At 43.9% G+C, this 24,610-nt stretch carries 19 protein-coding genes; 12 read left to right on the top strand and 7 right to left on the bottom strand.

Translation table 11 applies throughout. From position 1 onward, the window contains the following. Nucleotides 1-96: 96 nt before the first annotated feature. Complete coding sequence (locus tag JMX03_RS02145) at nucleotides 97-408, bottom strand: hypothetical protein (RefSeq protein ID WP_201594166.1); 312 nt, start codon at nucleotides 406-408, stop codon at nucleotides 97-99. A gap of 518 nt (nucleotides 409-926) precedes the next feature. Between JMX03_RS02145 and JMX03_RS02140 the strand changes: the two genes are divergently transcribed. The 6 genes from JMX03_RS02140 (at nucleotide 927) to JMX03_RS02115 (ending at nucleotide 6,054) form a co-directional block, all read left to right on the top strand. Then, entirely contained in the window at nucleotides 927-2,228 is a 1,302-nt protein-coding gene (locus tag JMX03_RS02140; protein WP_201594164.1) for a glutamate-5-semialdehyde dehydrogenase, read from the top strand. A 134-nt stretch (nucleotides 2,229-2,362) separates the two neighbouring features. Further along, on the top strand, nucleotides 2,363-3,148 hold the full coding sequence (locus tag JMX03_RS15090; RefSeq protein WP_201594162.1) for a ribonuclease domain-containing protein: 786 nt from the start codon (nucleotides 2,363-2,365) through the stop codon (nucleotides 3,146-3,148). A 1-nt stretch (nucleotide 3,149) separates the two neighbouring features. After that, nucleotides 3,150-3,521: a barstar family protein gene (locus JMX03_RS02130; RefSeq protein ID WP_201575757.1), complete on the top strand. Its 372-nt coding sequence runs from the start codon at nucleotides 3,150-3,152 to the stop codon at nucleotides 3,519-3,521. Between the two features lie 50 nt (nucleotides 3,522-3,571). Next, nucleotides 3,572-4,846, top strand: a complete 1,275-nt coding sequence (gene gltS / locus JMX03_RS02125; protein WP_201575761.1) for a sodium/glutamate symporter — start codon at nucleotides 3,572-3,574, stop codon at nucleotides 4,844-4,846. A 199-nt stretch (nucleotides 4,847-5,045) separates the two neighbouring features. Continuing rightward, nucleotides 5,046-5,702 carry a leucine efflux protein LeuE gene (gene leuE / locus JMX03_RS02120; RefSeq protein WP_201594160.1) on the top strand — a complete coding sequence of 219 codons (657 nt, stop codon included), beginning with the start codon at nucleotides 5,046-5,048 and terminating at the stop codon, nucleotides 5,700-5,702. Between the two features lie 103 nt (nucleotides 5,703-5,805). Further along, nucleotides 5,806-6,054 carry a DUF2164 domain-containing protein gene (locus JMX03_RS02115; RefSeq protein ID WP_201594158.1) on the top strand — a complete coding sequence of 83 codons (249 nt, stop codon included), beginning with the start codon at nucleotides 5,806-5,808 and terminating at the stop codon, nucleotides 6,052-6,054. 119 nt (nucleotides 6,055-6,173) lie between these two features. On the opposite strand, the gene glyA is transcribed toward JMX03_RS02115, so the two are convergent. From glyA to JMX03_RS02100, 3 genes are all read right to left on the bottom strand, one after another. Beyond that, nucleotides 6,174-7,430 carry a serine hydroxymethyltransferase gene (glyA, locus tag JMX03_RS02110; RefSeq protein ID WP_201594156.1) on the bottom strand — a complete coding sequence of 419 codons (1,257 nt, stop codon included), beginning with the start codon at nucleotides 7,428-7,430 and terminating at the stop codon, nucleotides 6,174-6,176. Between the two features lie 325 nt (nucleotides 7,431-7,755). Then, nucleotides 7,756-8,247 carry a chorismate--pyruvate lyase family protein gene (locus JMX03_RS02105; RefSeq protein ID WP_201594154.1) on the bottom strand — a complete coding sequence of 164 codons (492 nt, stop codon included), beginning with the start codon at nucleotides 8,245-8,247 and terminating at the stop codon, nucleotides 7,756-7,758. An 86-nt stretch (nucleotides 8,248-8,333) separates the two neighbouring features. Then, complete coding sequence (locus JMX03_RS02100) at nucleotides 8,334-9,695, bottom strand: GNAT family N-acetyltransferase (protein WP_201594152.1); 1,362 nt, start codon at nucleotides 9,693-9,695, stop codon at nucleotides 8,334-8,336. A gap of 749 nt (nucleotides 9,696-10,444) precedes the next feature. On the opposite strand from JMX03_RS02100, the gene JMX03_RS02095 reads away from it, so the two are divergent. The 4 genes from JMX03_RS02095 to JMX03_RS02080 all read left to right on the top strand — a co-directional run bounded on the left by JMX03_RS02095 (nucleotide 10,445) and on the right by JMX03_RS02080 (nucleotide 15,200). Then, entirely contained in the window at nucleotides 10,445-12,664 is a 2,220-nt protein-coding gene (locus JMX03_RS02095) for an NADP-dependent isocitrate dehydrogenase (RefSeq protein ID WP_201594150.1), read from the top strand. Between the two features lie 423 nt (nucleotides 12,665-13,087). Beyond that, a complete protein-coding gene (locus JMX03_RS02090) occupies nucleotides 13,088-13,702 on the top strand; it encodes a pseudouridine synthase (protein WP_201594148.1) in 615 nt (204 codons plus the stop codon). A 163-nt stretch (nucleotides 13,703-13,865) separates the two neighbouring features. After that, nucleotides 13,866-14,726 (top strand): CopM family metallochaperone, encoded by an 861-nt coding sequence (copM, locus tag JMX03_RS02085; protein ID WP_201594146.1) that lies wholly within the window; start codon nucleotides 13,866-13,868, stop codon nucleotides 14,724-14,726. Nucleotides 14,727-14,834: 108 nt separating this feature from the next. Continuing rightward, entirely contained in the window at nucleotides 14,835-15,200 is a 366-nt protein-coding gene (locus tag JMX03_RS02080) for a glutathione S-transferase N-terminal domain-containing protein (protein WP_201594144.1), read from the top strand. Nucleotides 15,201-15,221: 21 nt separating this feature from the next. Here JMX03_RS02080 and JMX03_RS02075 read toward each other — a convergent pair whose 3' ends face one another. Continuing rightward, on the bottom strand, nucleotides 15,222-17,126 hold the full coding sequence (locus JMX03_RS02075) for a M61 family metallopeptidase (protein ID WP_227695130.1): 1,905 nt from the start codon (nucleotides 17,124-17,126) through the stop codon (nucleotides 15,222-15,224). Nucleotides 17,127-17,473: 347 nt separating this feature from the next. Between JMX03_RS02075 and JMX03_RS02070 the strand changes: the two genes are divergently transcribed. Further along, complete coding sequence (locus tag JMX03_RS02070) at nucleotides 17,474-17,959, top strand: FKBP-type peptidyl-prolyl cis-trans isomerase (RefSeq protein WP_201575776.1); 486 nt, start codon at nucleotides 17,474-17,476, stop codon at nucleotides 17,957-17,959. A gap of 508 nt (nucleotides 17,960-18,467) precedes the next feature. On the opposite strand, the gene JMX03_RS02065 is transcribed toward JMX03_RS02070, so the two are convergent. After that, the gene (locus tag JMX03_RS02065; protein WP_201594142.1) at nucleotides 18,468-20,690 is read right to left on the bottom strand and encodes a carboxy terminal-processing peptidase; all 2,223 of its coding nucleotides are present in this window, start codon (nucleotides 20,688-20,690) and stop codon (nucleotides 18,468-18,470) included. 495 nt (nucleotides 20,691-21,185) lie between these two features. Between JMX03_RS02065 and nagZ the strand changes: the two genes are divergently transcribed. After that, nucleotides 21,186-22,289: a beta-N-acetylhexosaminidase gene (nagZ, locus tag JMX03_RS02060; RefSeq protein WP_201594140.1), complete on the top strand. Its 1,104-nt coding sequence runs from the start codon at nucleotides 21,186-21,188 to the stop codon at nucleotides 22,287-22,289. Nucleotides 22,290-22,395: 106 nt separating this feature from the next. Here nagZ and JMX03_RS02055 read toward each other — a convergent pair whose 3' ends face one another. Beyond that, the gene (locus tag JMX03_RS02055; RefSeq protein WP_201594138.1) at nucleotides 22,396-23,991 is read right to left on the bottom strand and encodes an OmpA family protein; all 1,596 of its coding nucleotides are present in this window, start codon (nucleotides 23,989-23,991) and stop codon (nucleotides 22,396-22,398) included. Nucleotides 23,992-24,610: the final 619 nt, after the last annotated feature.

The following is a 24,610-nucleotide window of genomic DNA, read 5'->3' as shown; positions in this document are numbered from 1 at the left end:
TTTACACCTATTCCCCAAAACCTGCTGCAATATAAAAAAGCTCAGAACGTAAAAACGTATCTGAGCCATTTTGTACTCACATATACTAAACTTAAGTTAATAGGTAGACACATGCTCTTCTGACTCACTGCCATCAAGAACTTCTGAGTCATCTGCTGTGGCGACTGCAACATCATCGTTATCACCTACGACCATGCTCTCATCAGCGCTTGCTACAGCGACATCATCCGTGTTTTCAGCTATTGCTTCTTGCTCCACGGTGGTTTGAGCATCAATGGTTGTCTCATCTTCCGTAGCTACTGGCTCTTTATCTGCACAAGCCCCAAGTGTTAAAGCAGCAGCGGCTAAAGACGCAAATAGCCAAGTTTTACGTGTTGACAAGTTAATTGGTTTTTTCATAATGGTCATCTCGACTCTCCATCGCTGGTATTAAACAAGCTAGTATTGAACAAGTTGGTATATAACTAATTATGGTTTCAGTATTCAATATACTCATAATTGCTCTCGACTACTTTAGTAGTTACAGCACAGTTATGTGCAGAATGCGTAACGACTACACAATTGAGTGCCTATGGTAAAATCATGACAAAACACAAGGGACGTAAGGGCTCAATAAGCCTGTGTAAGCAGATTCTGTTCACAAATTCGTCTTTACTATCGTCCCAATCTCCTCTATGTTAAATAGCATAATCCCGTAAGGTTGATAAAAAGCCCCGAAGATTGATAGAAAGTGATGTTTTTTGGCCACTTTTTATTTTGGCCTACTTTCTTTGTTTTATTCGCTTTTTTTCATTCGCTGTTATATAGCTTACTACTTAATGTAGCTCATGCATTGCCAACAATACTGGCTGTCAACAAATCAATAGCGAATAACAACCCTCCATATCATCAACAACTCCCATCCACAGACATAAGGAAAATGTTCTATGAGTCAATCGAATACCGCAGATGTTACCGCTTATATGCAACAAGTTGGTCAGCAAGCACGTGCCGCCTCTCGTGCACTTGCCGCTGCCAATACTGGTAGCAAAAACTCAGCCTTGATGGCAATTCACGATGAATTAAAAAGTGCTAAAAAAGATATTTTGGCTGCCAATAAAATTGACATGGATAAGGGTCACAAAAACGACCTTGATGCTGCGCTACTGGATCGCTTAGAGCTAAATGACGATCGGTTTGAGGGTATGCTCCAAGGCCTAAAAGACGTCTCTACCTTGCCTGATCCTATTGGCGAAGTGACAGATATGACCTATCGCCCCTCAGGTATCCATTTGGGTAAGATGCGTGTCCCTCTAGGTGTGGTCGGTATGATTTATGAGTCACGTCCCAACGTCACTTTGGAGGCAGCCTCTCTTGCGCTAAAATCAGGTAACGCCATTATCCTACGCGGCGGCTCTGAAGCCTTTGAGTCTAACCAAGCCATTGCAAAATGTATCCATCAAGGTCTAAAAAACGCTGGTCTCTCAGAGCATAGCGTGCAAGTGCTACAAACCACAGATCGCGCTGCTGTCGGTGAGCTGATCACCATGACAGAATATGTGGACGTAATCGTACCTCGTGGCGGCAAAGGCCTGATTGAACGTATCAGCAATGACGCAAAAGTGCCCGTTATTAAGCATTTAGACGGTAACTGCCACACCTTTATTGATCGGGATGCCGAGCCAAGTATCGCCATCGAAGTCAGTGTCAATGCCAAGACCCATCGCTACGGTACGTGTAATACCATGGAGACGCTATTGGTCGATGAAGCCGTTGCAGATGAGCTATTACCGAAGATTGCCGAAGCCATTGTTGCAGCCGATGATGCCATGCAGCTACGTCTCGATGATAAGTCGCAAAATATCTTGAATGGTAATGCCAAGCTTGACGGTCATCTATCTGCCGCCACGTCTGAGGACTGGGATACCGAATACCTTGCGCCTATCTTAGCCATCAAGGTAGTGAGCGGCATTGATGAAGCGATTGAGCATATCAACACTCATGGCAGTCAGCATACCGATGTCATCATTACTGACAACTATAGCAAGTCGCAGCGCTTTATCCGTGAAGTAGACTCGGCAAGCGTGATGATTAACGCCTCTAGCCGTTTTGCTGATGGCTTCGAATATGGTCTGGGTGCAGAAATCGGTATCTCAACCGACAAAATCCATGCGCGCGGTCCTGTTGGACTGGAAGGTCTCACCTCGCAAAAATGGATCGTCTATGGGCATGGCGAGACTCGCGCTTAATTTGCCATTTATAGTACAATTTAAAGTATAATCCACAAAAAAACGTCAGCGTAATTGCTGGCGTTTTTTATTAGTAAAAATAAGTACGTTGCACATGCTGCTAAAAGATACAAAACCTACAGGAAAACGCGCTCATGCAAAGTGGTAAAGTCAAATATTATAATTCAGATAAAGGTTATGGCTTTATCGACGCTAATAATCAGCGTGAGGATGTGTTTTTTCATATCAGCACATGGAAGCTCTCGCAGCAGCCGATGGAGGGTCAGCAGGTTTATTTCAATAGTGAACGTAATGATAAAAATCAATTGCGAGCTACTGAAGTGACCGATTCTTCATTAAGTATCTTAGAAAACTCATCTTCCTCTAAGCATACGTCAACAGATTCGGACCGAAATGACGACAATAGCTCAAACCATCGAAGCAGTCCTAAGCGCCCTAATAAAAACAACAGATCTAATAGACATAGCAACTCTAATCGAAATAGTCATGGACAGAATACAAAGGGCTGGAAGTCTACCGCAATCAGTATTCTAACAGTTATAGCGATCGTCTTCTTCGGCTATACAGAATTAAAGCCGACCTTATTTAATGATGAGGTTCAGTCTAGCTCTATGCCGTCGCCTTCTTATGTTGAGACGGATACAAGCTCTATCACTGGTGACCCACAGATAGACCAAACAGTCGCTTTGATTCAGCAAGGCGGGCCCTTCCCCTATCCTCACAAAGACGGCACGACGTTTTATAATCGCGAAGGCAGACTACCCACGCAGTCTCAAGGCTACTACCGAGAATACACCGTACCCACGCCTGGAGTTTCTCATCGAGGGGCGCGGCGTATTGTCACGGGTGGCAATCCCCCTACCGTCTATTATTTGACCATCGACCATTACGATAGCTTTACCAAACTGGATGTGAACTGATATGAGCCAAGCCATTTACTATATTAACCAAAACGGCGTTAACCAAAACAGTATTAACCAAAACGGTACAACACTAAGTGATAGCATTCCTGAGCAGGCTGTTAAGATTCCGATTAATGGTGTGCTTGATAAAGCCACTCTGTTAACCAGCTTAGCCAAAGCGTGTCATTTTCCCAGCTACTTTGCTCATAATTGGGACAGTGCTTGGGACTGCTTGACCGATAGCGATGTCAGCCATTTGCAGCTTTGTTTGGTTGGCGTAGAAAAGATAAACACCGAAGACTTGAATGTTTTTAGAAGCATAATTGAGGATGCTTATAAGGATTTTGGCAAACCGCAGTTATGGATTGTGGTACCGAGTGAAGATAAATAATTTATCCCTGCTACTTACTTTCTTCCCTTAATAATAAAAAGGATTAACTTATGGAAATTACTTTAAACGGCTACTATACGCTGATCTTAGCCACTTTAGTGCTACTGCTAGGACGCTTTTTAGTAAAAAATATTAAGTTTTTGGAAAACTTTAATATTCCAGAACCTGTTGCAGGCGGTTTGGTCGCTGCGATTATTGTTTATGTGCTCAATATATTTTGGGGATTTAGTTTTAACTTTCACCAAGGCCTACAGACGGCCACCATGCTGATGTTTTTTGCCTCTATTGGACTGAGTGCTGATTTTAGCAAGCTTAAAGCCGGCGGTACGCCATTGTTAATTTTCACTATTGTGGTCTCAGTTTTCATTGTTCTACAAGATGTCGTTGGCGTCGCTATGGCCAGCGTGCTTGGACTTGACCCTCTGCTTGGATTGGTGACAGGCTCTATTGCTTTAACTGGTGGCCATGGAACAGCAGGCGCTTGGGGCATTACCTTAGAGCAAGAATACGGCGTGGTCGGAGCGACGACACTGGGTATCGCGGTTGCAACCTATGGCTTGGTAGCGGGCGGCGTGGTTGGTGGCCCTGTGGCTCATCGATTGATTCAAAAGCTTGGGATAAAACCAACCCCTTACAACCCAGATCCAAGCGATATCGAAAAAGTCGCTGGCGCGCAGTCGCTGTATAGCACCAAACACGATGAAGACGATATTCTTGGTGATAAAGAAATCTTTGAAAAACCTGACCATATTCGCCTTATTACAGCCTCTTCTACGATTGAGACCTTAGCGCTGTTTGCTGGTGCTTTGGCGTTTGCAGAGACCATGACTTTGGTTGCCGCAGATACTTGGTTTGAGCTACCAACGTTCGTTTGGGCACTGGCAGGCGGGGTGATTATTCGTAACGTCCTCACCATCTTCTTTAACTTTGATATGTTTGACCGTGCCATTGATGTATTAGGTAACGCTTCTTTGAGTCTGTTTTTGGCCATGGCATTACTATCGTTGAAACTATGGCAGCTGACTGATCTGGCAGGCCCAGTATTGATTATCTTGCTGGTACAAACAGTGGTCATGATTATATATGTGTACTTTGTGACCTTTAAAATCATGGGCAAAAACTACGATGCAGCGGTTTTATCAGCAGGACATTGTGGTTTTGGTATGGGTGCAACTCCGACGGCGATTGCTAATATGCAAGCGGTCACCGATCGTTACTTACCCTCGTATAAAGCGTTTTTGATTGTACCTATGGTTGGTGCTTTCTTTGTCGATATCGTCAACGCTACGGTATTGCAGATCTTCGTTAATTTACCGTTTATGTGACTTTAGTCATCAAATAAGACTGAATTGATATAAATAAGCCCCGATTATATTTTATAATTGGGGCTTTTATAGTCAAGGAATTTTAAAATCGCTACAAGGCGACCGACCGCAGATAGTACACTGAGTACATCTAGGGCGGGTAACACCGTAGCGGTTTAAAAGTACTCCGACTATATTTGGGCGTGGTAAAGGACTTTTTATGTTTGGCATTACTGATCTTACCGCATATATCATCGGTTCAATCATCATCATATTATTGCCAGGTCCAAACAGCCTGTATTGCCTATCTGTCGCAGCCGCCCATGGCGTGCGCAAAGGCTACCGCGCAGTAGCGGGTATCTTTGTGGGTGATAGTATTTTGATGCTAGTCACTGTACTTGGGGTTGGTGGTCTACTCAAGCTATACCCAGTCCTGTTCAATGGTATCAAGCTGATTGGCGGCTTATATTTGCTATACCTTGGGGTCAAGCTACTCATGGGAGCTTATCAAACCTTTCGTCATAGAGCACTACTTGCCGATGCCGAGCCCAAGCTCTCTACACCGCCAACAAGTCAAAACTTCTTTTATCGCGCCCTGCTCCTTAGCTTGACCAATCCCAAAGGCATTCTGTTTTTCTTATCGTTCTTTGTACAGTTCGTTGATCCCGCCTATCCGCATCCGTTTTTATCTTTTTTTATATTGGCAGTAATTCTGCAAATCATCAGTGTCAGCTACCAAAGCGTGATGGTGTTTTCTGGTAAAAACCTATCGCGTAAATTTAGCCAGTCACCCAGGCTAATCATAGCAAGCATGAGTTTTACTGGCTTCATATTCATTGGATTTGCCATTAATCTATGGATGGCGCAGCTCACTTAATAGAAGTCTGTTTTGCTTAACTTGCTGAATGAGAGGTTATAACCTACCGCATCTAGTAAGCTATAGGATGGCTTTCACAATTTAAGTAATTGCAGAGGAAACAATGAAAAACAAAAGAGGTATAAAACTGTCCGCTGAAGATGAAGACGCCATCATAGATAGCTTAAAATGTTATATGAGAGATGAGCTTGAATTTGAACTTGAGGACTTTCCAGCAAAAATATTATTAGATTTTTTACTCGAGCTAATAGGGCCAAAACTCTATAACCAAGCCATTGATGAGCTTGAGCCTTGGTTACACGAGAGGTTTACCGTTATCTTAGAAGACAGTCATGCGTTGAAGAAAGATTAGTTTGCAGGAAAGTTGCCAACAAAAAACCGCCTAGCAAAAGCTAAGCGGTTTTTATTTTATACTATTTTTACTATTTTCACTATTTTCAATAAGTGCTGACTAAAATTAAGAGAACTGGCTTACTGGTTTTTTTCGTAAACTGGTAACTCTTTACAGATCGCTTCTACTTTAGCACGCACTTCAGCAGCGACCTTTTCATCGCCGCGGCTATCTAGTACGTCACAAATCCAACCTGCCAGCTCACCAGCTTGCGCTTCGTTAAAACCGCGTGTCGTAATCGCTGGCGTACCGATACGGATACCAGAAGTGACGAAAGGAGATTTTGGATCGTTTGGTACAGCGTTTTTATTGACCGTGATATGCGCATCACCCAGCCACTTGTCTGCTTCTTTACCAGTCAATTCTTGCTTAACTAGGCTGATCAGCATCAGATGGTTTTCAGTACCACCAGAGATGATTTCATAACCACGCTCTTGGATAGCTTTCGCCATTGCTTTTGCATTTTTGACCACTTGCTGCTGATAAGTTTTGAAGTTGTCCTCTAATGCCTCTTTGAATGAAACCGCTTTAGCAGCGATCACATGCATCAGCGGGCCACCTTGGTTGCCTGGGAATACCGCAGAATTGAGCTTTTTGGCAAGCTTTTCGTCACGGGCAAGAATCATACCCGAGCGTGGGCCACGTAAGGTTTTATGCGTCGTAGTGGTAACCACATCAGCAAATGGTACTGGGTTTGGATAAACACCGCCAGCGATAAGGCCAGCAACGTGCGCCATATCAACGAGTAAGTAGGCACCTACTTCGTCAGCGATTTCACGGAAACGCTGCCAGTCCACAACCTGTGAGTACGCTGAAAAACCAGCAATAATCATTTTAGGCTTGTGCTCTTTTGCCAAACGCTCCACTTCGTCATAATCAATCAGGCCTGTCTCTTCAACTAAGCCATATTGTACGGCGTTATAGTTGAGACCTGAGAAGTTAATATGTGCGCCGTGCGTCAAGTGACCACCAGCATCTAGGCTCATGCCAAGTACGGTATCGTTGGCATCAAGCAGCGCCAAAAATACTGCTGAGTTTGCTTGGCTACCTGAATGCGGCTGTACGTTGACATACTCGGCACCGAACAACTCTTTTGCACGATCAATCGCCAACTGCTCGACCACGTCAACGTGCTCACAGCCACCATAATAGCGCTTGCCAGGATAGCCTTCAGCATACTTATTGGTGAGATCTGTGCCTTGTGCTTCCATGACTGCTTGCGAGCAGTAGTTTTCTGATGCAATAAGCTCGATGTGGTTTTCTTGACGAACACTTTCGGCTTCCATAGCAGCAGAAAGCTCAGGATCATAATCTTTGATAGATATATCTTTAAACATATTGATGTCCTATGTATTCACTATTATTAGGAGGGAGCTGTTAGAGGGGGAGAAGCCTAAGCTAGCGTCTCGTTCTCAGCAATAGTTTTGATGCGTTTTTGCATCTGAGATATCGCTGCAATCAAGTGTAACATGAAACTTTATGTTACGAGCGCAAAAAACTCATCTTGGCATGAGTGAGTTTATTAGTCTGACAATTAACTATAATAGCGATACAAAACAATTCATTTAACATCATAAAGGCGCCTTACTAAAGCTTCATTTTACTAACTAGCATAACTGACTTGGTGTTGTGACAAATGAAAAGCAAAGCATCTATAAGCACTTAAAGAATCTGACAAAAGGCTGACAAAAAAGTCTCACTAATGAGCAGCTTGCGACCATACCAGTCATAACGCGTTTGTCGCTGCCAACCAGCAGCCGTCTGAGCAATGAAACGCTGGCTTGGCAGTGTACGGCAGCGCTTAAACATGACATAGCCAATGGGCGTGCCTTTTAGCTGCTGCAAACGCCGTGCACGCCCTTTTAGACTAGGCAGTGGAAAGATGCTTTGCGCTGCTACCCATGGTCTTTCATCGTTACCATACAACTGTACTTCACGCACCCATGCCAACATGGGCCGATTGAGCATGGCGCCTTGCACGCCGAGTTGCTTTTTTTGGGCTAAAGACAGCGAGCGATAGCCTTCAAAGCTGCGCTCTACGCGTAATGGCTGTCCTGCTTTTTGTTCTAGCATGGCAGTCAGAGAGCCTTCCGCATTCAGCCAAGCCAATAGCTCAGCCGCAGGCGTACAAGTTGTAGAGTGGTTATTGGACATAGTAAATAGCTAATTGTTGAGTGCTAAAAGAAGAAGGCTCACGTGAATCGTGACTTATGATAATGAATCATCATAAGTGATGGTTATCAAGAATCAAAGGATGGCATATTATCACTGTTAAATGGCAATGCCTCATGCGCTTGCTTGCGATACTGCGCCATATGCATCCGATCTTTTGTGCAAAAGTCGCTAATAGCTGGCACGAAGCGCGGGTCATAGATGCGATGTAACGAGTGCGTCTTGGTTGGGATAAAACCGCGTATTAACTTATGCTCACCTTGAGTACCGGGATCAAAATATGTCAAGCCCTGTTCAATGGCAAACTCAATGCCTTGATAATAGCAGAGCTCAAAATGCAGGCTATCGTACTCACCCAGTGCGCCCCAATAGCGGCCATAAAGAGTAGCGCCTTTGCTATGAGGTTTATCGTATAAAAACAAACTGCTGGCAATAATCTCGTCACTCTCATTATAAGCTTGCGCTAAAAACAGATGCTCAGGCATGCTTTGCGCCAGCTTTTTAAAGAAGGCTTCACTTAAGTATGGTCTCTGCCCACGTATGGCATAGGTCATCACATAACAGTGATAAAACGCTTTCCAGTCTCCCTCAGTAATGTCCTCACCGCATTTTCGGACGCAGCGGATACCTTGTCTCGCAACTTTTTTGCGTTCAGCGCGAATATTTTTGCGCTTCTTTGCTGTCAGGGTCATTAAGAAGGCATCAAAGTCTGTAAATGGCTGCTCATCGTCAAGTAAATTCTTATTTTGCCACAAGAACTGACAGCCTTGACGCTCAAGTATTGGTATATCGATAGCGGTTGGCTCTAAACCATTATCTTGGGCGGCGAGCGCACGCTCTATATCGACATCCGTAGGCATCGCTGCGCTCGCAACAGAAGCCAGCTCAGGCGTCACAAACAACCCATGCCAACTTGATGCACCCACTTGCTGAGAAATATCGTCCACCCCTGCTATTGCCGTCTGCAAAATATCAGCCGTCAGCACCTCACCTTCTGCCAACCATAGCCGCTGACCAGTAATCGGGGTATAAGGCGCACTGGTCACCAGCCTTGGATAATAATCAACACCGTAACGGGCGTAGGCTTCTGCCCAAGCATGATCAAACACAAACTCGCCGCGATGATGGTTCTTTATAAATACGGGTAACACAGCAACAGATTGCGTCACTGTCGTTGTTTCAACTTCTTCAGCTTTTTGTGCACTGTCAGTTGCAACATAATCTTCGTTATTTTGCTCATCATCTGTTGAGCTAGCTGCTACACGATGTACTAATATAAATATCGGCAGCCAGCCCGCCTGCTCGCCAATCGCACCCGTCTCTGTCAATGCTTGCCAAAAGGCAAAAGACATAAATGGCGTATCAGGGATCTGCCAATCTGTTTGACTCTGCCAACTGGTATCATTGAGTAGCGCATATTGTAAATTCATAACACCCACTCTGTCTTTTATATAGTGCTTTAGCCTACCAAATTTTTGCCCTGATGCTGTCACAATTTGCAAAAATCTGCAGACACCCTCTGTAAACATCATAAACCCTGCAACTAGAGAGGTTCTGCAAGGATTGCTAAATAAGGTTAAACAATCATCTACAAAAATGCAGATGACTTTAGGTGGGTTTTTGTTTTTAATGACAGTATTGAGTACAGATATTCTATTAAAGGTAGTTATACCGAGGGTGCTTATGTCTTTTTGACCATAGCGACTCTAAAAAGAGACTAAAGATAGGCTACTTCAATGGAAAAGATGATATTGATGCTGATGACTGGTAGAATAAGGTTGTTATCAGCTTAATATAATTCTGATACATAGGATATGAGCGAAAACAGTACACTTAGTTCATGATACGGGATTGACATCGTATCGGATTTATAGTGGATTCACTATAATATGCCGCCAGTACTTATCAGCTGCCCGTACTTATCAGCTATAAGTACTCAAATGTCAGATAGCTTAGATATCAGTCGCTAAGACGGTTATCAAAGTGTCATTTTGATGAAAACTAGCCAAAGTTAATGTTGGCGAAAGAAAGTGTTTAAGCAGTCTCGAAAATTTCCAGAGACTTTTTCCTAAAGACTATATTGATGAACTCGATCTAATCATATAGTCCGTTATTGCATAGATTTATTAAGCTATATTTGAGCTTTATTATTCACCACAGACTAGAGGAACAATTATAAATGTCAAAGATTATTTATACCAAAACTGACGAAGCCCCAGCGCTTGCGACCCTTTCATTCTTACCTATTGTTGAAGCATTTACCAAGACAGCAGGGATTGCTGTTGAGACCAGTGACATCTCTGTTGCCGCGCGTGTATTGGCTGAATTCCCCGACTACTTAACTGAAGAACAGCGCGTTCCAGATAACCTAGCTGAGCTTGGTCGTCTGACACAAGACCCAAATACCAATATTATCAAATTGCCAAACATCAGTGCCTCTGTGCAACAGCTTAAAGCCGCCATCAAAGAGCTGCAAAGCAAAGGCTATGCGTTACCTGACTTTCCTGAAGACCCGCAGACTGACGAAGAAAAAGAGCTGCGTAAGCGTTATGGTAAAGCCCTAGGCAGTGCGGTGAACCCAGTATTACGTGAAGGTAACTCAGACCGCCGTGCCCCTAAAGCCGTCAAAAACTATGCTCGCAAACATCCACACTCGATGGGTGAATGGAAACAGTGGTCAAGCACGCACGTGTCGCACATGCATGGCGGCGACTTCTATGATGGCGAGCAATCGATGACCTTGGACAAAGCCCGTACCGTACGTATGGACTTGTTACTTGATGATGGCAGCACGAAAGTTTTGAAGCCTGAAATCGCTCTACAAGACAAAGAAGTCATTGATCTGATGGTCATGAGCAAAAAATCGCTGCTAGAGTTCTATGAGCGTGAAATGGAAGATTGCCGTGAGGCTGGCATCTTATTCTCACTGCACGTAAAAGCCACCATGATGAAGGTATCACACCCTATCGTCTTTGGACATGCGGTTAGAATCTACTACAAAGAAGCCTTTGAAAAACATGGCGATTTCTTTGATGAGCTAGGCATTAACGTCAATAACGGTATGGCTGATCTATACGACAAAATCTCAACATTGCCAGCATCGAAGCGTGAAGAGATTGAGCAAGACTTGCATGCTTGTCAAGAGCATCGCCCACGTCTGGCCATGGTTGACTCGGCAAAAGGGATTACCAACTTCCATTCGCCAAGCGACATCATCGTCGATGCTTCTATGCCTGCTATGATTCGTAATGGCGGTAAAATGTGGGGCGCTGATGGCAAGCTATATGACTGTAAAGCCGTCATGCCTGAGTCTACCTTTGCCCGTATCTATCAAGAAATGATTAATTTCTGTAAGTGGCATGGTAACTTTGATCCAACTACTATGGGTACGGTTCCTAACGTAGGCCTCATGGCACAAAAAGCTGAAGAGTACGGCTCACATGATAAGACTTTTGAGTCTAGCGATGCAGGTATTGCCCGTATTGTCGACGCTGATACCGACGAAGTACTGCTCGAAAAGCGTGTTGAAAAGGGTGATATCTGGCGCATGTGTCAAGTCAAAGACTTGCCAATTCAAGACTGGGTGAAGCTCGCTGTTCGCCGTGCACGTGAATCAGACACCCCTGTCATCTTTTGGTTAGACCCATATCGTCCACACGAAAATGAGCTGATCAAAAAAGTTAGAACCTACTTAAAAGATCATGACACTGAAGGCCTGCACATTGAAATCATGTCACAGGTTCGTGCCATGCGTTATACCTTAGAGCGCGTTGCTCGTGGTCTTGATACTATCTCTGCGACAGGTAACATCTTACGTGATTACCTAACTGACTTGTTCCCAATTCTAGAGTTAGGAACCAGCGCCAAGATGCTATCAGTAGTACCATTAATGAAAGGTGGCGGTCTGTTTGAGACAGGCGCTGGTGGTTCTGCTCCGAAGCATGTCGAGCAGCTGGTAGAAGAAAACCACTTACGTTGGGATTCCTTGGGTGAGTTCTTGGCCTTGACGGTATCTTTGGAGCATTTGGCCAATAACGACGACAACCCCAAAGCACAAGTATTGGCAGACACCCTCGATACAGCGACCGAAAAGCTGCTGTTAAACGATAAGTCACCATCACGCAAAACGGGTGAGTTAGACAACCGCGGTAGCCATTTCTATCTAGCCATGTACTGGGCCGAGGAGCTGGCGGCGCAGGATCAAGATAGCGAATTAAAAGAGCAATTTACACCATTCGCACAAAAGCTAAAAGACAACGAAGAAGCCATTGTCAAAGAGCTGAATGAGGTTCAAGGCAAATCTGTAGATATCAAAGGCTACTACTATGCAGATGAAGAGTTGGCCAAGCAAGTAATGCGCCCAAGTGCTTTATTCAATGACACGATAGCCTCGTTATAATTGCGTACTAAAGTTATTAGTTATTGGACTGCTTTTATAGGTCAAGTTAAGCAAACCTGACCTATAGCATACTCAACCTATAAACACCCCAAAAGTCTCAGACTTTTGGGGTGTTTTTTTGTGTCAATTATAAAGCTTTTATAAATGATGTCATAAATCATTCTAGACACAGTTAGTGTTAAAATGAAAAGAACATCTTTTGACAAGTGCCCGTGTTAAATTTAAAACAAGCCGTCTTATCAGAACCATTAGATTTCACAGCTTATTATCTCTCAAAACAGATTTTATCTATAATTAAGTAATTTTAAAATCGTTACAAGGCGACCGACCGCAGATAGTACACTAAGTACATCTAGGGCGGGTAACACCGTAGCGGTTTAAAAGTGCTCCGACTATATTTGTTATTTTAGGAAGTTTTACTTTATGTCGACCTCAAGCCTTATTTTGTTCAATAAGCCTTACGGCGTGCAAAGTCAGTTTCGCGATGACAGTAATAATGCTCACTCAACGCTAGCACCGTACTTTACCGATAAGTCATTAAGAGTCGCAGGTAGGCTTGATGCTACGTCAGAGGGTTTGTTGATTTTGACCAATGATGGACGAGTCAATAAAGCCATTACCCATCCACCCAAAGCCAATGCTGGGCATAAACAAGGCAAGACTTACTTAGTGCAAGTTGAGGGCAGCCCTACTTCTAAACAACTCAGTGAGCTGCAAAAGGGCGTGATGCTCAAAGATGGTAAAACCCTGCCTGCCGAAGTCAAACACGTCGCTGAAGATGAATTACCAATGTCGCTTTGGCAACGAGACCCACCGATACGTGAGCGTAAGAGCGTACCAGACTCATGGCTGATGCTAACCATTTATGAAGGTAAAAACCGTCAAGTGCGACGTATGACAGCACACGTAGGGTTACCTTGCCTGCGTTTGATTCGCTGGTCAGTGGCTGGGTTTGAGTTAGGCCATTTAGCTGTCGGTGAGTTTGTTCGTATACACTTAAATAGTGAGCGTTGCCAGCAGCTGGGTATACGAGATTAGTTTGCCTACTGACATATCACAAACCTTACCATTCTTTAGAAGTAGCGTCTCGAATTGGTAAGGTTTATCTGCTAGTATTCATATACTATTATATATATCGATACTTATCTTACATTGTATATTTTGCCCGCCTATATTTCCTATCTTATATTAAGGACATATCATGACTTCTTCTTATCGTATATCCGTTATCGCTCTTGGCGTCACCGCAGCCCTTGCGCTTAGTGCTTGTCAGCCAAAACCTGAGGATACCGAGCCTACTGCTACTGAGGAAGTTGTGACGCCGCCAGTCGCTACTCCTGAAGCGGATGTTACTGACGACATAGAAGCAGAGCAAGATTCAAGTGCAGAGGTCGCCGAAGTTGAGACGGTAGACGATACCAAGATTATAGATATGTTTAACGACTATACCAGAGCTATAAGCAGAATGAATGATGAGATGCTGATTGGTATGGTCTACAACGATCCTGATACTGCATTTGCCAAAAGTATGCTTGGACACCATCGCGGTACCGTCGATATGGCACAGATTCAATTAAAATATGGTACTGATGCCGAGATGCGCGCACTGGCAGAAGATATCATCGATAATCAGCAGCTTAAAATTGATACGATGAGAAGGTGGCTTGCTAGCCATCCTGATGCTGCCAAATCTAAGCCTAATACCGAAGCCATGCAGCAAGCTTACGCCGATGATATAGAAGATATGTATGAGGATATGGAAAAAGGTATCACAGCTTCAGTGGCAGATATAGCCTTTGCACGTAGTATGCTATCGCTACACGTGGGCGCTGTAGATATGGCGCTGATACAGCTAAAGTACGGTACAGATGAAGAAATGCGAGACCTTGCCTTACAAATCATCGATGCACAGCAGCGCCGAATTCAGACGACAGAAAACTGGCTTGCAACAAACGATTCTTTGATTGATTCAGATGAGCAAAATGACTTGGATACAGAAAATGAATCAGATGTTAGTGTCACTGAGCGTGAAGCGCAAGAGAGCAAGGTAGAACAAAAATAGTATCATTCTATCACCGTCTACCAAGCATTATGGTGATTAGAGGAATCGGGCACAGCTATGTTTTTTCAGAGACCATTCACACACACAATATAAGATATAGAGGTACAGATGTTAATTAGCATTATACGGACAGGTTTAGGACGCATCATCGCTGCCTTGAATATTTTAACTCAAGGTGCTGCGATGAAACGTACGCCAGAGGCGCAAGCCAAAGTGAATGAGGCTTGCAATAACCTATCTTTGTATCAGTTCCAGTTATGTCCGTTTTGTGTCAAAGTACGTCGGCACATGCATAAGCTAAACTTACCCATCGAGCTGCGTGATACCAAAAATAATGAGCAGTTTCGCAGTGAGTTGGCTGAAAACGGTGGACACATCAAAGTGCCTTGCTTACGTATTGATGAGGGCGATAATGTCAAATGGATGTATGAATCAGATGATATTATCGCCTATCTACAGCAGCGCTTTAGCTAATGCATAGATTTAAAAGATCTGTTATTTAGTAAAATCAACAGTTAACCAGTCCTCAAACCCTGATTCCTTTAGCGCTAAGCTGACTTTGTTTAATCTCGGATTGGCAGATACGCCTGAAGCTGTACTGGTGTGTACTTCAAACATCATGAGCTCATCACGGCGAAAAGCATGGCAACTCATTACCTTGTCAGACTTAGCAGCGTTTTTCAGTTGTTTTTTGTCGGCTTTGATACCATCAATTGCGATGATAACATCTTTAGCTGAGAGTCCTGCTGCGCTTGCGACACTATCTCGCAGCACCTTATTGACTCGCAAGCCTTCAGGGATCTCTTGTACACTGATACCCCAAGGCAGTGTGCTGTCTTTTTTATCACTATGTATTTCGATGCCATTGGCTGTTAGTAGCTGATCAATAGGCAGCGCATCGATGCCATTGACATAGCGGTGCTCAAAATCCTGCCATTCTGCTTGGGTCATAAACTGACTGATGACTGTGCCCATATCGGCGCTACTAATCCCAATGCGCTTATTATCGTTTTGTTTTGCTTGCTCATAAAACGCCTTGACCACATCAAACAGACGGTAGCGACCGTCGCTTTTTTGCAGTAGTGTTAAGTCTAAACACAATGCGACCAATGCCCCTTTATTGTAGTAGCTTATGCCTGCGTTACCGGTATTTTCATCACTACGATAGAGTTTAATCCAAGCGTCAAAACTTGATTCAGCGACACTTTGATGCGCGCGGCCATCGGTCTGATGATAGCGATTGATCTGCTCAGCCAACAGCTTAAGATAGCTGGCTTTGTCAATCACGCCTGATGCTTGCAACATGAAGTCATCGATGTAAGAAGTAAAACCTTCAAACACCCATAGTAACGGCGTAAAGGCTTCTTTACGTAAATCCACGTCTATCATGACATCTGGGCGCACGGTCTTGACCCACCATGCGTGAAAATACTCATGACTACAGAGTCCCAAATAGCGCTGATAATCGCTGCTTGGTATCTGTGGCTCATCACGACTTGGCAGATCATTACGCGGCGTAATGAGACTGGTCGAGTTGATATGCTCAAGACCACCATAGTCGTTGCCACTGGCATAAGTCATAAAGGTATAGTCAGCAAATGGCGCATCCTCTAGCCAATTGAGATACGTCTGACAAATTTGGGTGATATCTTGCTGCAAGCGACCCATATTAGTACTGTGTTTACCAGAGATGAAGAAGCGATGACTCAAAGTCTGATGCGCGTTATCTTGAATAATAAAATCAAATGACTGTTGGGCTGCTATCTCAAACGGATGATCAATGAGATCGTGATAGCTCTCGGCATGTAGCTGATAGCCGTGTTGATCTTCACTCTGTAAATGCGTGGACTCAAGCCCGCAAGCAAGCACTACCTCGCTACCTTTTATCGTTAAATCTTGCGCTGCTACAAATGCGGTTGGTACCAGTAAGCTCACTTGTATGGGCTGCTGCTCCTGCCCTTCCACCGCCAAAGCCAGCGAGGTAAAGTTGCCATAGAGACGCTGCTGATCGACATAGGCGGTACGCACAGACAAATCATAACAATAGACTTCATAATGCACACTCAGCGTCTGCCCTGCTTTTACGGTTGGCAATTGCCAAGTGTTTTTGTCAACTTTGTGCGCCCGCTGCAGAACACCGTCGTCAACGGTATTTTCATCATCAGTATTTTCGTCTTTTATTTGATAATATACAGCGGTAATATGACGCGCAAACTCACGCATCAGATAGCTGCCTGGTATCCATGCTGGCAACCATAAACGAGGAGCCGATGTATTTGCGGTAAAGCTGAGGGTGATATCGACCAAATGCTCATTGAAACGGGCAAAATCAAGAATATAGTCAATATCAGCAGCCGCAGCAGCGTCGGTCGTGGATTTGGTCATAAGAGTTTTATTCATAGTAGTTACTTTAATTATGTAAGTTTATTTATACGAGTTATATGATTCAGGAAAAATGCTTATTATAATGTCTGTACCCATGGTAGAAGGCCTAGCCAAAAAACGCAACTGACATAAAAGCAGCGATTAGGGTCTTTATTGACTCAAACTTCATTAATATTACTATTTTTTATGATTTTGCCTTGAAAGTTATCACTTCCATCGCAATTAAAGAGGCTAACTGCTAAAGTTACCCTAATAAACTGATGATAATTGACTAATGATGTGGCTTTTGGCTTGCTGATTGGCTTTTTTAGGTTTATTTCCATCGTATTTAATTTTTTACATAGATATATTTAGGATAATTTATGACCACTATCGCAAAAGACACTGCCGTTAAATTCAATTACACGCTTAAAGACGACGAAGGCAACGTACTTGACCAATCTCCAGAAGGTCAGCCACTTGCTTATTTACACGGCCACCAGAACATCATTCCTGGCTTAGAAAAGCAACTAGAAGGTAAGTCTGCTGGCGAAAAAGTCAACGCAGTCGTTGAGCCTGCTGATGGCTACGGTGAATATCAAGAGCAAGCAGTACAACAAGTACCTCGTGATAATTTCCAAGGCGTTGAAGACATTCAGCCTGGCATGCAGTTTCAGTCAGAAGCTGGTGGCCAAGTGATGTTGGTGACTGTTACTGATGTGAACGACGAAATCGTTACTGTTGATGCAAACCATCCACTAGCTGGCAAGCGTTTGACCTTTGATGTCGAAATCCAAGAAGTACGTGCAGCGACTGAAGACGAGCTAAACCACGGCCATGTACATGGTGCTGGCGGCGTTGAGCACTAATCTTGTATGACTGAGCTTATTTAGTCTATACAGATAACTGCTAAAAATTGGAGGGTGCTATCATTATATGACTGCGCCCTTCAATCTAAGAAGACCAGTAGCATTGCTATTGGTCTTTTTTTGGCGCAAATTTTATGAGTTTGTATTTGTACATGATAGGTTTTTACATGCTTTGACAAGCTTTGCATATCTCAGATATAACAAAATCGTATAGCCATTAGGCTACACGGTTTTAGTTACTAACTATCCTTGTTAATGTCACGTCATATCCAATCCCAAGATATGTCGCAACTGACAGGCATCCAACCTTATCATCCGTAATCAGCAATCCATCCCTGACGCAATTTATAAACAATCCTATAAATACCAATCCCTAGTATCAACAAACAGTATCGTTAAATTGTGCAGTGGGTATATAATCGCAGATTACTCAGTTTATAGTAAGAGGTCACAACGTCATTGCATGTAAGCATATGCTTACACTGCTTCTAAACCTTTATGAGTGTCTCTATCGTTCTGCCATAAGCGCTTCTTCAGGGCTGACGCTGATATCCGCCTCTGCACTAAGCATGAGATAAGCCGCTTCTTTTACAAAAACTTCATCTTCTGGTAGCTGCGGACGCTCATTTGACTTCATTTGGCTACGCTCTTCAAACTTTGCATCCATTGCTGCCTGATAGGTGTTCCAGTCTTTGTACGGGCGCTCGCCAGTGGCTATTAGGCGTTTGTTCTCCGCTTCTAATGTCCGCTGTTCGATCAACCTCATCTTTGCGCGGCGACTGTTGATATCAAGATCGATTGGCTGCTTACTGTCTTCCATATCTCGAATATCATTGAGTGTCGATAAGTATACAAACTGCGGGTTTTTTTCTTGGCGAATTTTAGACTGTTGATTCAAGGTTGCCAGCGTATCTGAGCTAAATTTAGCTTCTGGTTTGTAGGCCGCTGTTTTGATGGTATCCCATGGCAGGGCTTTTTTCTGTGCCCGTTCACCAAAAGTAGCATCATCATAAATATTAACCAGCTCTACATCAGGTACAACGCCTTTATTCTGGGTACTGCCACCCGTGATGCGATAAAACTTACGCTGAGTCAAAGTGGCCGATCCTAACGCCAAATTGTCTAGCTGAATCTGTGCTGAGCCTTTACCTGTAGTGGTATTGCCCACCACCAGTCCTCGGCCATAGTCTTGAATGGCAGCGGCAAATATCTCACTGGCAGAGGCGGATGCTAGGTTGGTCAAAACCACGACTTTGCCGTCATATAGCTGCTTGCCACCGTCTTCGTCACTGTAGACTTGGATATTACCGCGATTATCACGAATCTGTACCAATGGCCCACCCTTAATAAACAACCCAAGCATTTTGGCCACTTCATCTAGCGAGCCACCTGGGTTATTGCGTAGGTCAACAACCAAGCCATCGATGTTTTGTTTATTGAGCTCTTTTAGGGCACGTTCAGTATCAACGCTAACGCTACGATAGTCTTCACCACTACGGCGCGCGCGATAATTCAAATAAAAACTGGGTATCTCAAGCACACCGATACGTTTTGGTGTGGCATCAATATTAGGTCGTTGTACGTCTATAGTACGATGAGTCACACCCGACTCTTCTTGCTCAATGATATCGCGGACGACAGTGACCGTACGGGCACTCGCTTCTGGTGTATTGGGCTGCATTACCCTTAAAGTAACTGAAGTGCCACGTTTGCCGCGTATCAAGCCGACAATCTCACGCGTCGACCAGCCGACCACGTCGGTCATGTTTTTGCCGTCTTCAGCAATCCCGATAATCAAATCATTAGGTTTGATTTGACCTGTTTTGGCTGCAGGCCCGCCATCGACTAAGGTGACAATACGAGTATAGTCTGGGTTTTTGCGATCTGGACGGATAGAGACGCCGATACCTTCTAGCTGTAAGCTTGACTGTATCTGTAGCTCAGTTGCCTGAATTGGCGCATAGTAATTGCTATGAGGATCATAAGTCAGCATGGCGGTGTTGAGTACCGTTTCCATGATCTCATCATCTTTTAGACGTTTCATCTGTCCTTGCTGTCGTGATAAACGATTGAGCAATATCTCACTTGGTGTGCGTTTATCGTCACGTACAAGGTCCTGACCAAGCGTGATGTCAGGGTTGTCTAAAAATATTTTTTCTTTGCCCTTTTCGCTTTCTTGACCCAAAGTGATACTCATCAACTGAAACTTAAGCTGACGCTCCCAATAATCACGTTGGTCTTTTTTTGTTTTAAGGTGACCAATATTTTCACGATCTAGAATAATGGTCTGATCGCTCGTCAGATCTATATCTGTTTTGAGCATTCTTTTTGCCATCTCAAAGTATTCGTTTGAGCGTTTGCGATAACGCTCAAAAATATCTACACCGGCAGATAAATCACCACGCTTTAGTCGATTACCAAAGTCACTGGCATATTTTTCTTTAAATTCATCAACATCAGACTGCAAAAACAAGGTATGGTTTGGGTCTAGATTATCAATATACATGGATAAGATTTCACTACCCATCTCGGTATCCAATGGCTGATTCAGATAGTGGCTGCGATCCAACAAGGCCGCTACTTGCCGAGTCGTTAGCTTCTGCTCAGGTGTCTGCGTGAAGCCTTCAGTATCAGTGTTTGCCACCGCTGCGCTATAACTCTGGGTCAAGATAACACCGGCCAAGCCAATTGACGCCACACTGAGTAACCACTGTGCTGGTTGTTTTTTCATCATATATACCTAATTGTCTTAAGTTGTAAAATACCTAAAATTTATTTTGTTATGATCAATCGTTACATAAACCATATCTGATTCTATTATAATTCTTGTCTATTTAGTATGTGTCTCATTATTATATGGCTTAGATAATACTTATATCACTTAACCAAAAGCCACCTAGCTAAAAAGCAATTAATATTATCATGGGTGTCGGCTAGCCACTGTCTCAAACTGTATAAGCAATCTTACACGCTACGCCTCTACATACCAAACTTTCTCTTAGATTTCTTATGACCAAATACACCGCTGACCTGATACCAAGCAGCTCATCATTACTCTCAATAACCAAATGAGCATTAAAATATCAGACAACCATGATTTGCACTTAAGGTAACATATATCTAACCTCCAATAACTGGCATAATATCTGGCATAATGTAACGCTCATTCAAAGCTCATAATATAAATCCATCGTATAACAGTGCATCGCACTCTAAGGATACCATCATGTACGGCGTATTAATGATTGATATCGACAGCACAGCCTTGACTGCTGAAGATGTCAGCTTAATCAAACAAGCTCAAGTAGGCGGCGTGATACTATTCGCTCGCAATGTCGAAAGTGCCGCACAAGTGCGCGAGCTCTGTGATGATATCCGTTATCACAACCCCGATATCTTAATCGGCGTTGATCAAGAAGGGGGACGTGTCGCCCGCCTGCGCGAAGGTTTTACCAAACTCCCTGCGATGGGCAAGCTTGGGAAATTGTTCGACCGTGACCCCACCCAAGCATTGAGCAGCGCTTATGACTGTGGCTATTTGATGGCCGCAGAAGTACTGGCTGTCGGTATTGATTTGAGCTTTGCACCAGTACTCGATAGAGACGGTATCAGTCAAGTGATTGGCGATCGTAGCTTTCATGAAGACCCACAAATCATCGTCGCCCTAGCCACGCAATTCATGCGTGGCATGAGAGCAGCAGGAATGGCCACCACGGGTAAGCACTTCCCTGGACACGGTGCAATCGCGCCTGACTCCCATGTAGCAGAAGCCATTGATAACCGTAGCCTTGATGAAATCTTAGCTAGTGATATGCAGCCTTTTTCTCAAACGCTACCTTGGTTAGATGCTTTAATGCCAGCGCACGTAATATTCTCACAAGTGGATAACAAGCCGGCAGGGTTTTCTAAAATTTGGCTAAAAGATATCATTCGCGATACCCTTAAATTTAAAGGCGTCTTGTTCTCTGATGACTTATCCATGGCGGGTGCGCAAGCGGCAGGTGATGTCAGTGCCCGAGTCAAAGCCGCTATCGAAGCGGGCTGTGATATTGCATTGGTGTGTAATGATCGCATTGCAGCACACGAAGCAGCTGAAGCCGCGCAAGAGCTCCCCTATCCGAATCAAAAACGTATCAAAGCCATGCGTGGACAGATTCCCTCATGGCAAGGAGATCTTACGTCTACTTGCCAACAGTTTGAGTATTGGCAACAAGCCAAAGATAGTGTGACTGAAACGTTTTTTGGCGCTGAGCTTGATACGCCTGCTTTTGACAGCCAGTTAGGGAATGACAGAAGGAACGACAGTATAGATCCTACCGCTTACAAATAACGCTTTATAAAAAACGCCTGATGAAAAGTAAAAAACCGCACCTTCGATAAGGTGCGGTTTTGTTGAGTACTGACTAATTAATAAAACATCTCAAACATAGCAGCAATTAGTTTGTTGGATCTACTACCGTACCTTGACTAGGATCATCTCCGTCTGGCAATAAATCATCATTATCGCTATCTAGCGGATTTAAGTCTGGGTCAAGCGCATCGTTACTGATCAACATACCATCATTTGCACTCACAGATTCATCATTTACAACGAACTCAATGCGGCGGTTACGGAAGCGGCCCTGATCGGTTGAGTTATCTGCGATAGGATCTGTCTCACCCATACCTTTGGTAGTCAGCTTATCGGCATCAACACCTTGAGACACCAAATACTCTTTGACTGAATCAGCACGTTCCTGCGACAACTCCATATTATAAGCATCAGATGCTTGACTGTCCGTGTGACCAATAATAACCAACTTCATATCTGGCACTTCAGTGATGATTTTGGCAGCACGGTCAAGCAGCTCTTTATTAACCTCAGGAATAGCAGCTTCATCCACTTCAAAGTTGATAACCTGAATGCTTAATGCGCGCGCGACATCACGAGGATCTGGGTTTTCACCAAGGTTCGTCATAGCGACATCTGCAGCGGCCAGACTGTTGTCAATCTCGCCTTGCAAATCTAGTGGGCCTTCAGCTTTTACAGTCATGCCTGGAGCTGCAGCTTGTAAGTCGCTCACCAACTTATCCAACAAAGATGCATCCGCAGTATTAACGATGATCTCATCACCCTTAATGATCATGCTGGCATTTGGCACGCTTTTTAGAATCGGTAAAATAGTAGCAAGCTGAGCAGCTGCAGGCATATCGGTTGCAAAGCCATCATCGACATCAGCACGGCATTTACTAGCTTCCTCACCAAATGTACTGGTCATGGCATTCATCACTGTCGTTTGTAATGCTTCATCACCAACGTTCATGCGACACGCATACAAGGTATTTGCTTCACCAGTAGCAATGCGTAACGATGCAGGCTCGATATCAGCGATTGCCATGGCTTGTACATCATCACGTGAATCTTGCTGCTGTTCGGTCGCTACGGGGGTACCGACTGGCTCAGGGTTTTCTTGACAGCCACGCAGTAGAGCCCAGGCCAGTGCCGCCAAAATAATCAGACCAACAATGGGGAGCAGCGCTTTCATAAAACTGCCTTTTTCTTCTTCCTCACGCTGCAGGGGTGCCGTACTAGTAGTATCAGAAATTTTCCCTGCGGCAGGCGCAGCAGCCAACATACCTGCGGGCAATACAGCGCCTGCCCATGCTGGAATGTTGTGCTGATAACTCGCAAGATTGTCACGCAAAAACTGTGGCACGGGTGTGGTACCAGCTAAGCTTTTAATCTCATGATAGGCTAGCGGTGCTGCCATAGCAACCAGACCACGGGAGGCATCTGCGTCTACATTATGCGCGCCAGCAAGTTCACGTGAAACACGGTCACGATTGGCACCATCCATCCATACACGCTCATAAAAGCTTTGATCATCACGGGCAATATTTTCGTTTGAGAAACGACTGTAAGTATCGTCATCGGCTAGTCGAGCAGCAAAGATTGCATAAAACTGCTCAAGTAGATTTTTTTTGGCAGGCGTGCGATCATCTCCAAGTACTGCTGGGCTAACCGTGCGCGTCAAATGACCTATAATATCCATAATAACTCCTCCATTTACCATTAATTTTTTTAATCTTAAATAACCTCAGCAAAACTACTCTACAGCTATGAATGACCTTTTGGTTTCAGTAACTACTGTCTTCATTTCTCATTTTTATTAAAAGACCCTGAGAAAACCTTACGACCCAATAGACTACCGCTTCATACAAACAGCTTTTCTAACCGTCAACGTTTGGTTGTTAGCCTATTCAGTATTCACTTCAAGGTTATGTCTCTAATAATACACTTAAAAGTCGATTTCACTCGAGCAATCTATTGATATTCGCTTTGGTAATTATAAGAGTGATCACTGGCACAGTACAATCAAGGGCTGTTGTGCAAATGATACAGTAGGTAATTTTTCAGTTGTGACACGTAACAGGTAATACACGATAATCATCATCAAATAGGGTCGATTGGTACAGCTACGACAGAATGTCTAGCATAAAGGAAGGATAAGATCAGATCGACAGCGCAGATTATGAATACTTTGTAAACAGGCTAGTAAGCACAGTCAGCTTGTCTATATCTGTCTGTTTACAAAGCGTAAAACTATTAAGCCTTATAAGCTTGGTACTGCACTATACTTGGTACAGCATTATAAATGACCAATAAAGACG

The sequence above is a fragment of the Psychrobacter fulvigenes genome, assembly GCF_904846155.1.
Taxonomy (GTDB): Bacteria; Pseudomonadota; Gammaproteobacteria; order Pseudomonadales; family Moraxellaceae; genus Psychrobacter; species Psychrobacter fulvigenes.
The sequence above is the reverse complement of the archived record's forward strand: the minus strand, read 5'-3'. Positions and strand labels throughout refer to the sequence as shown.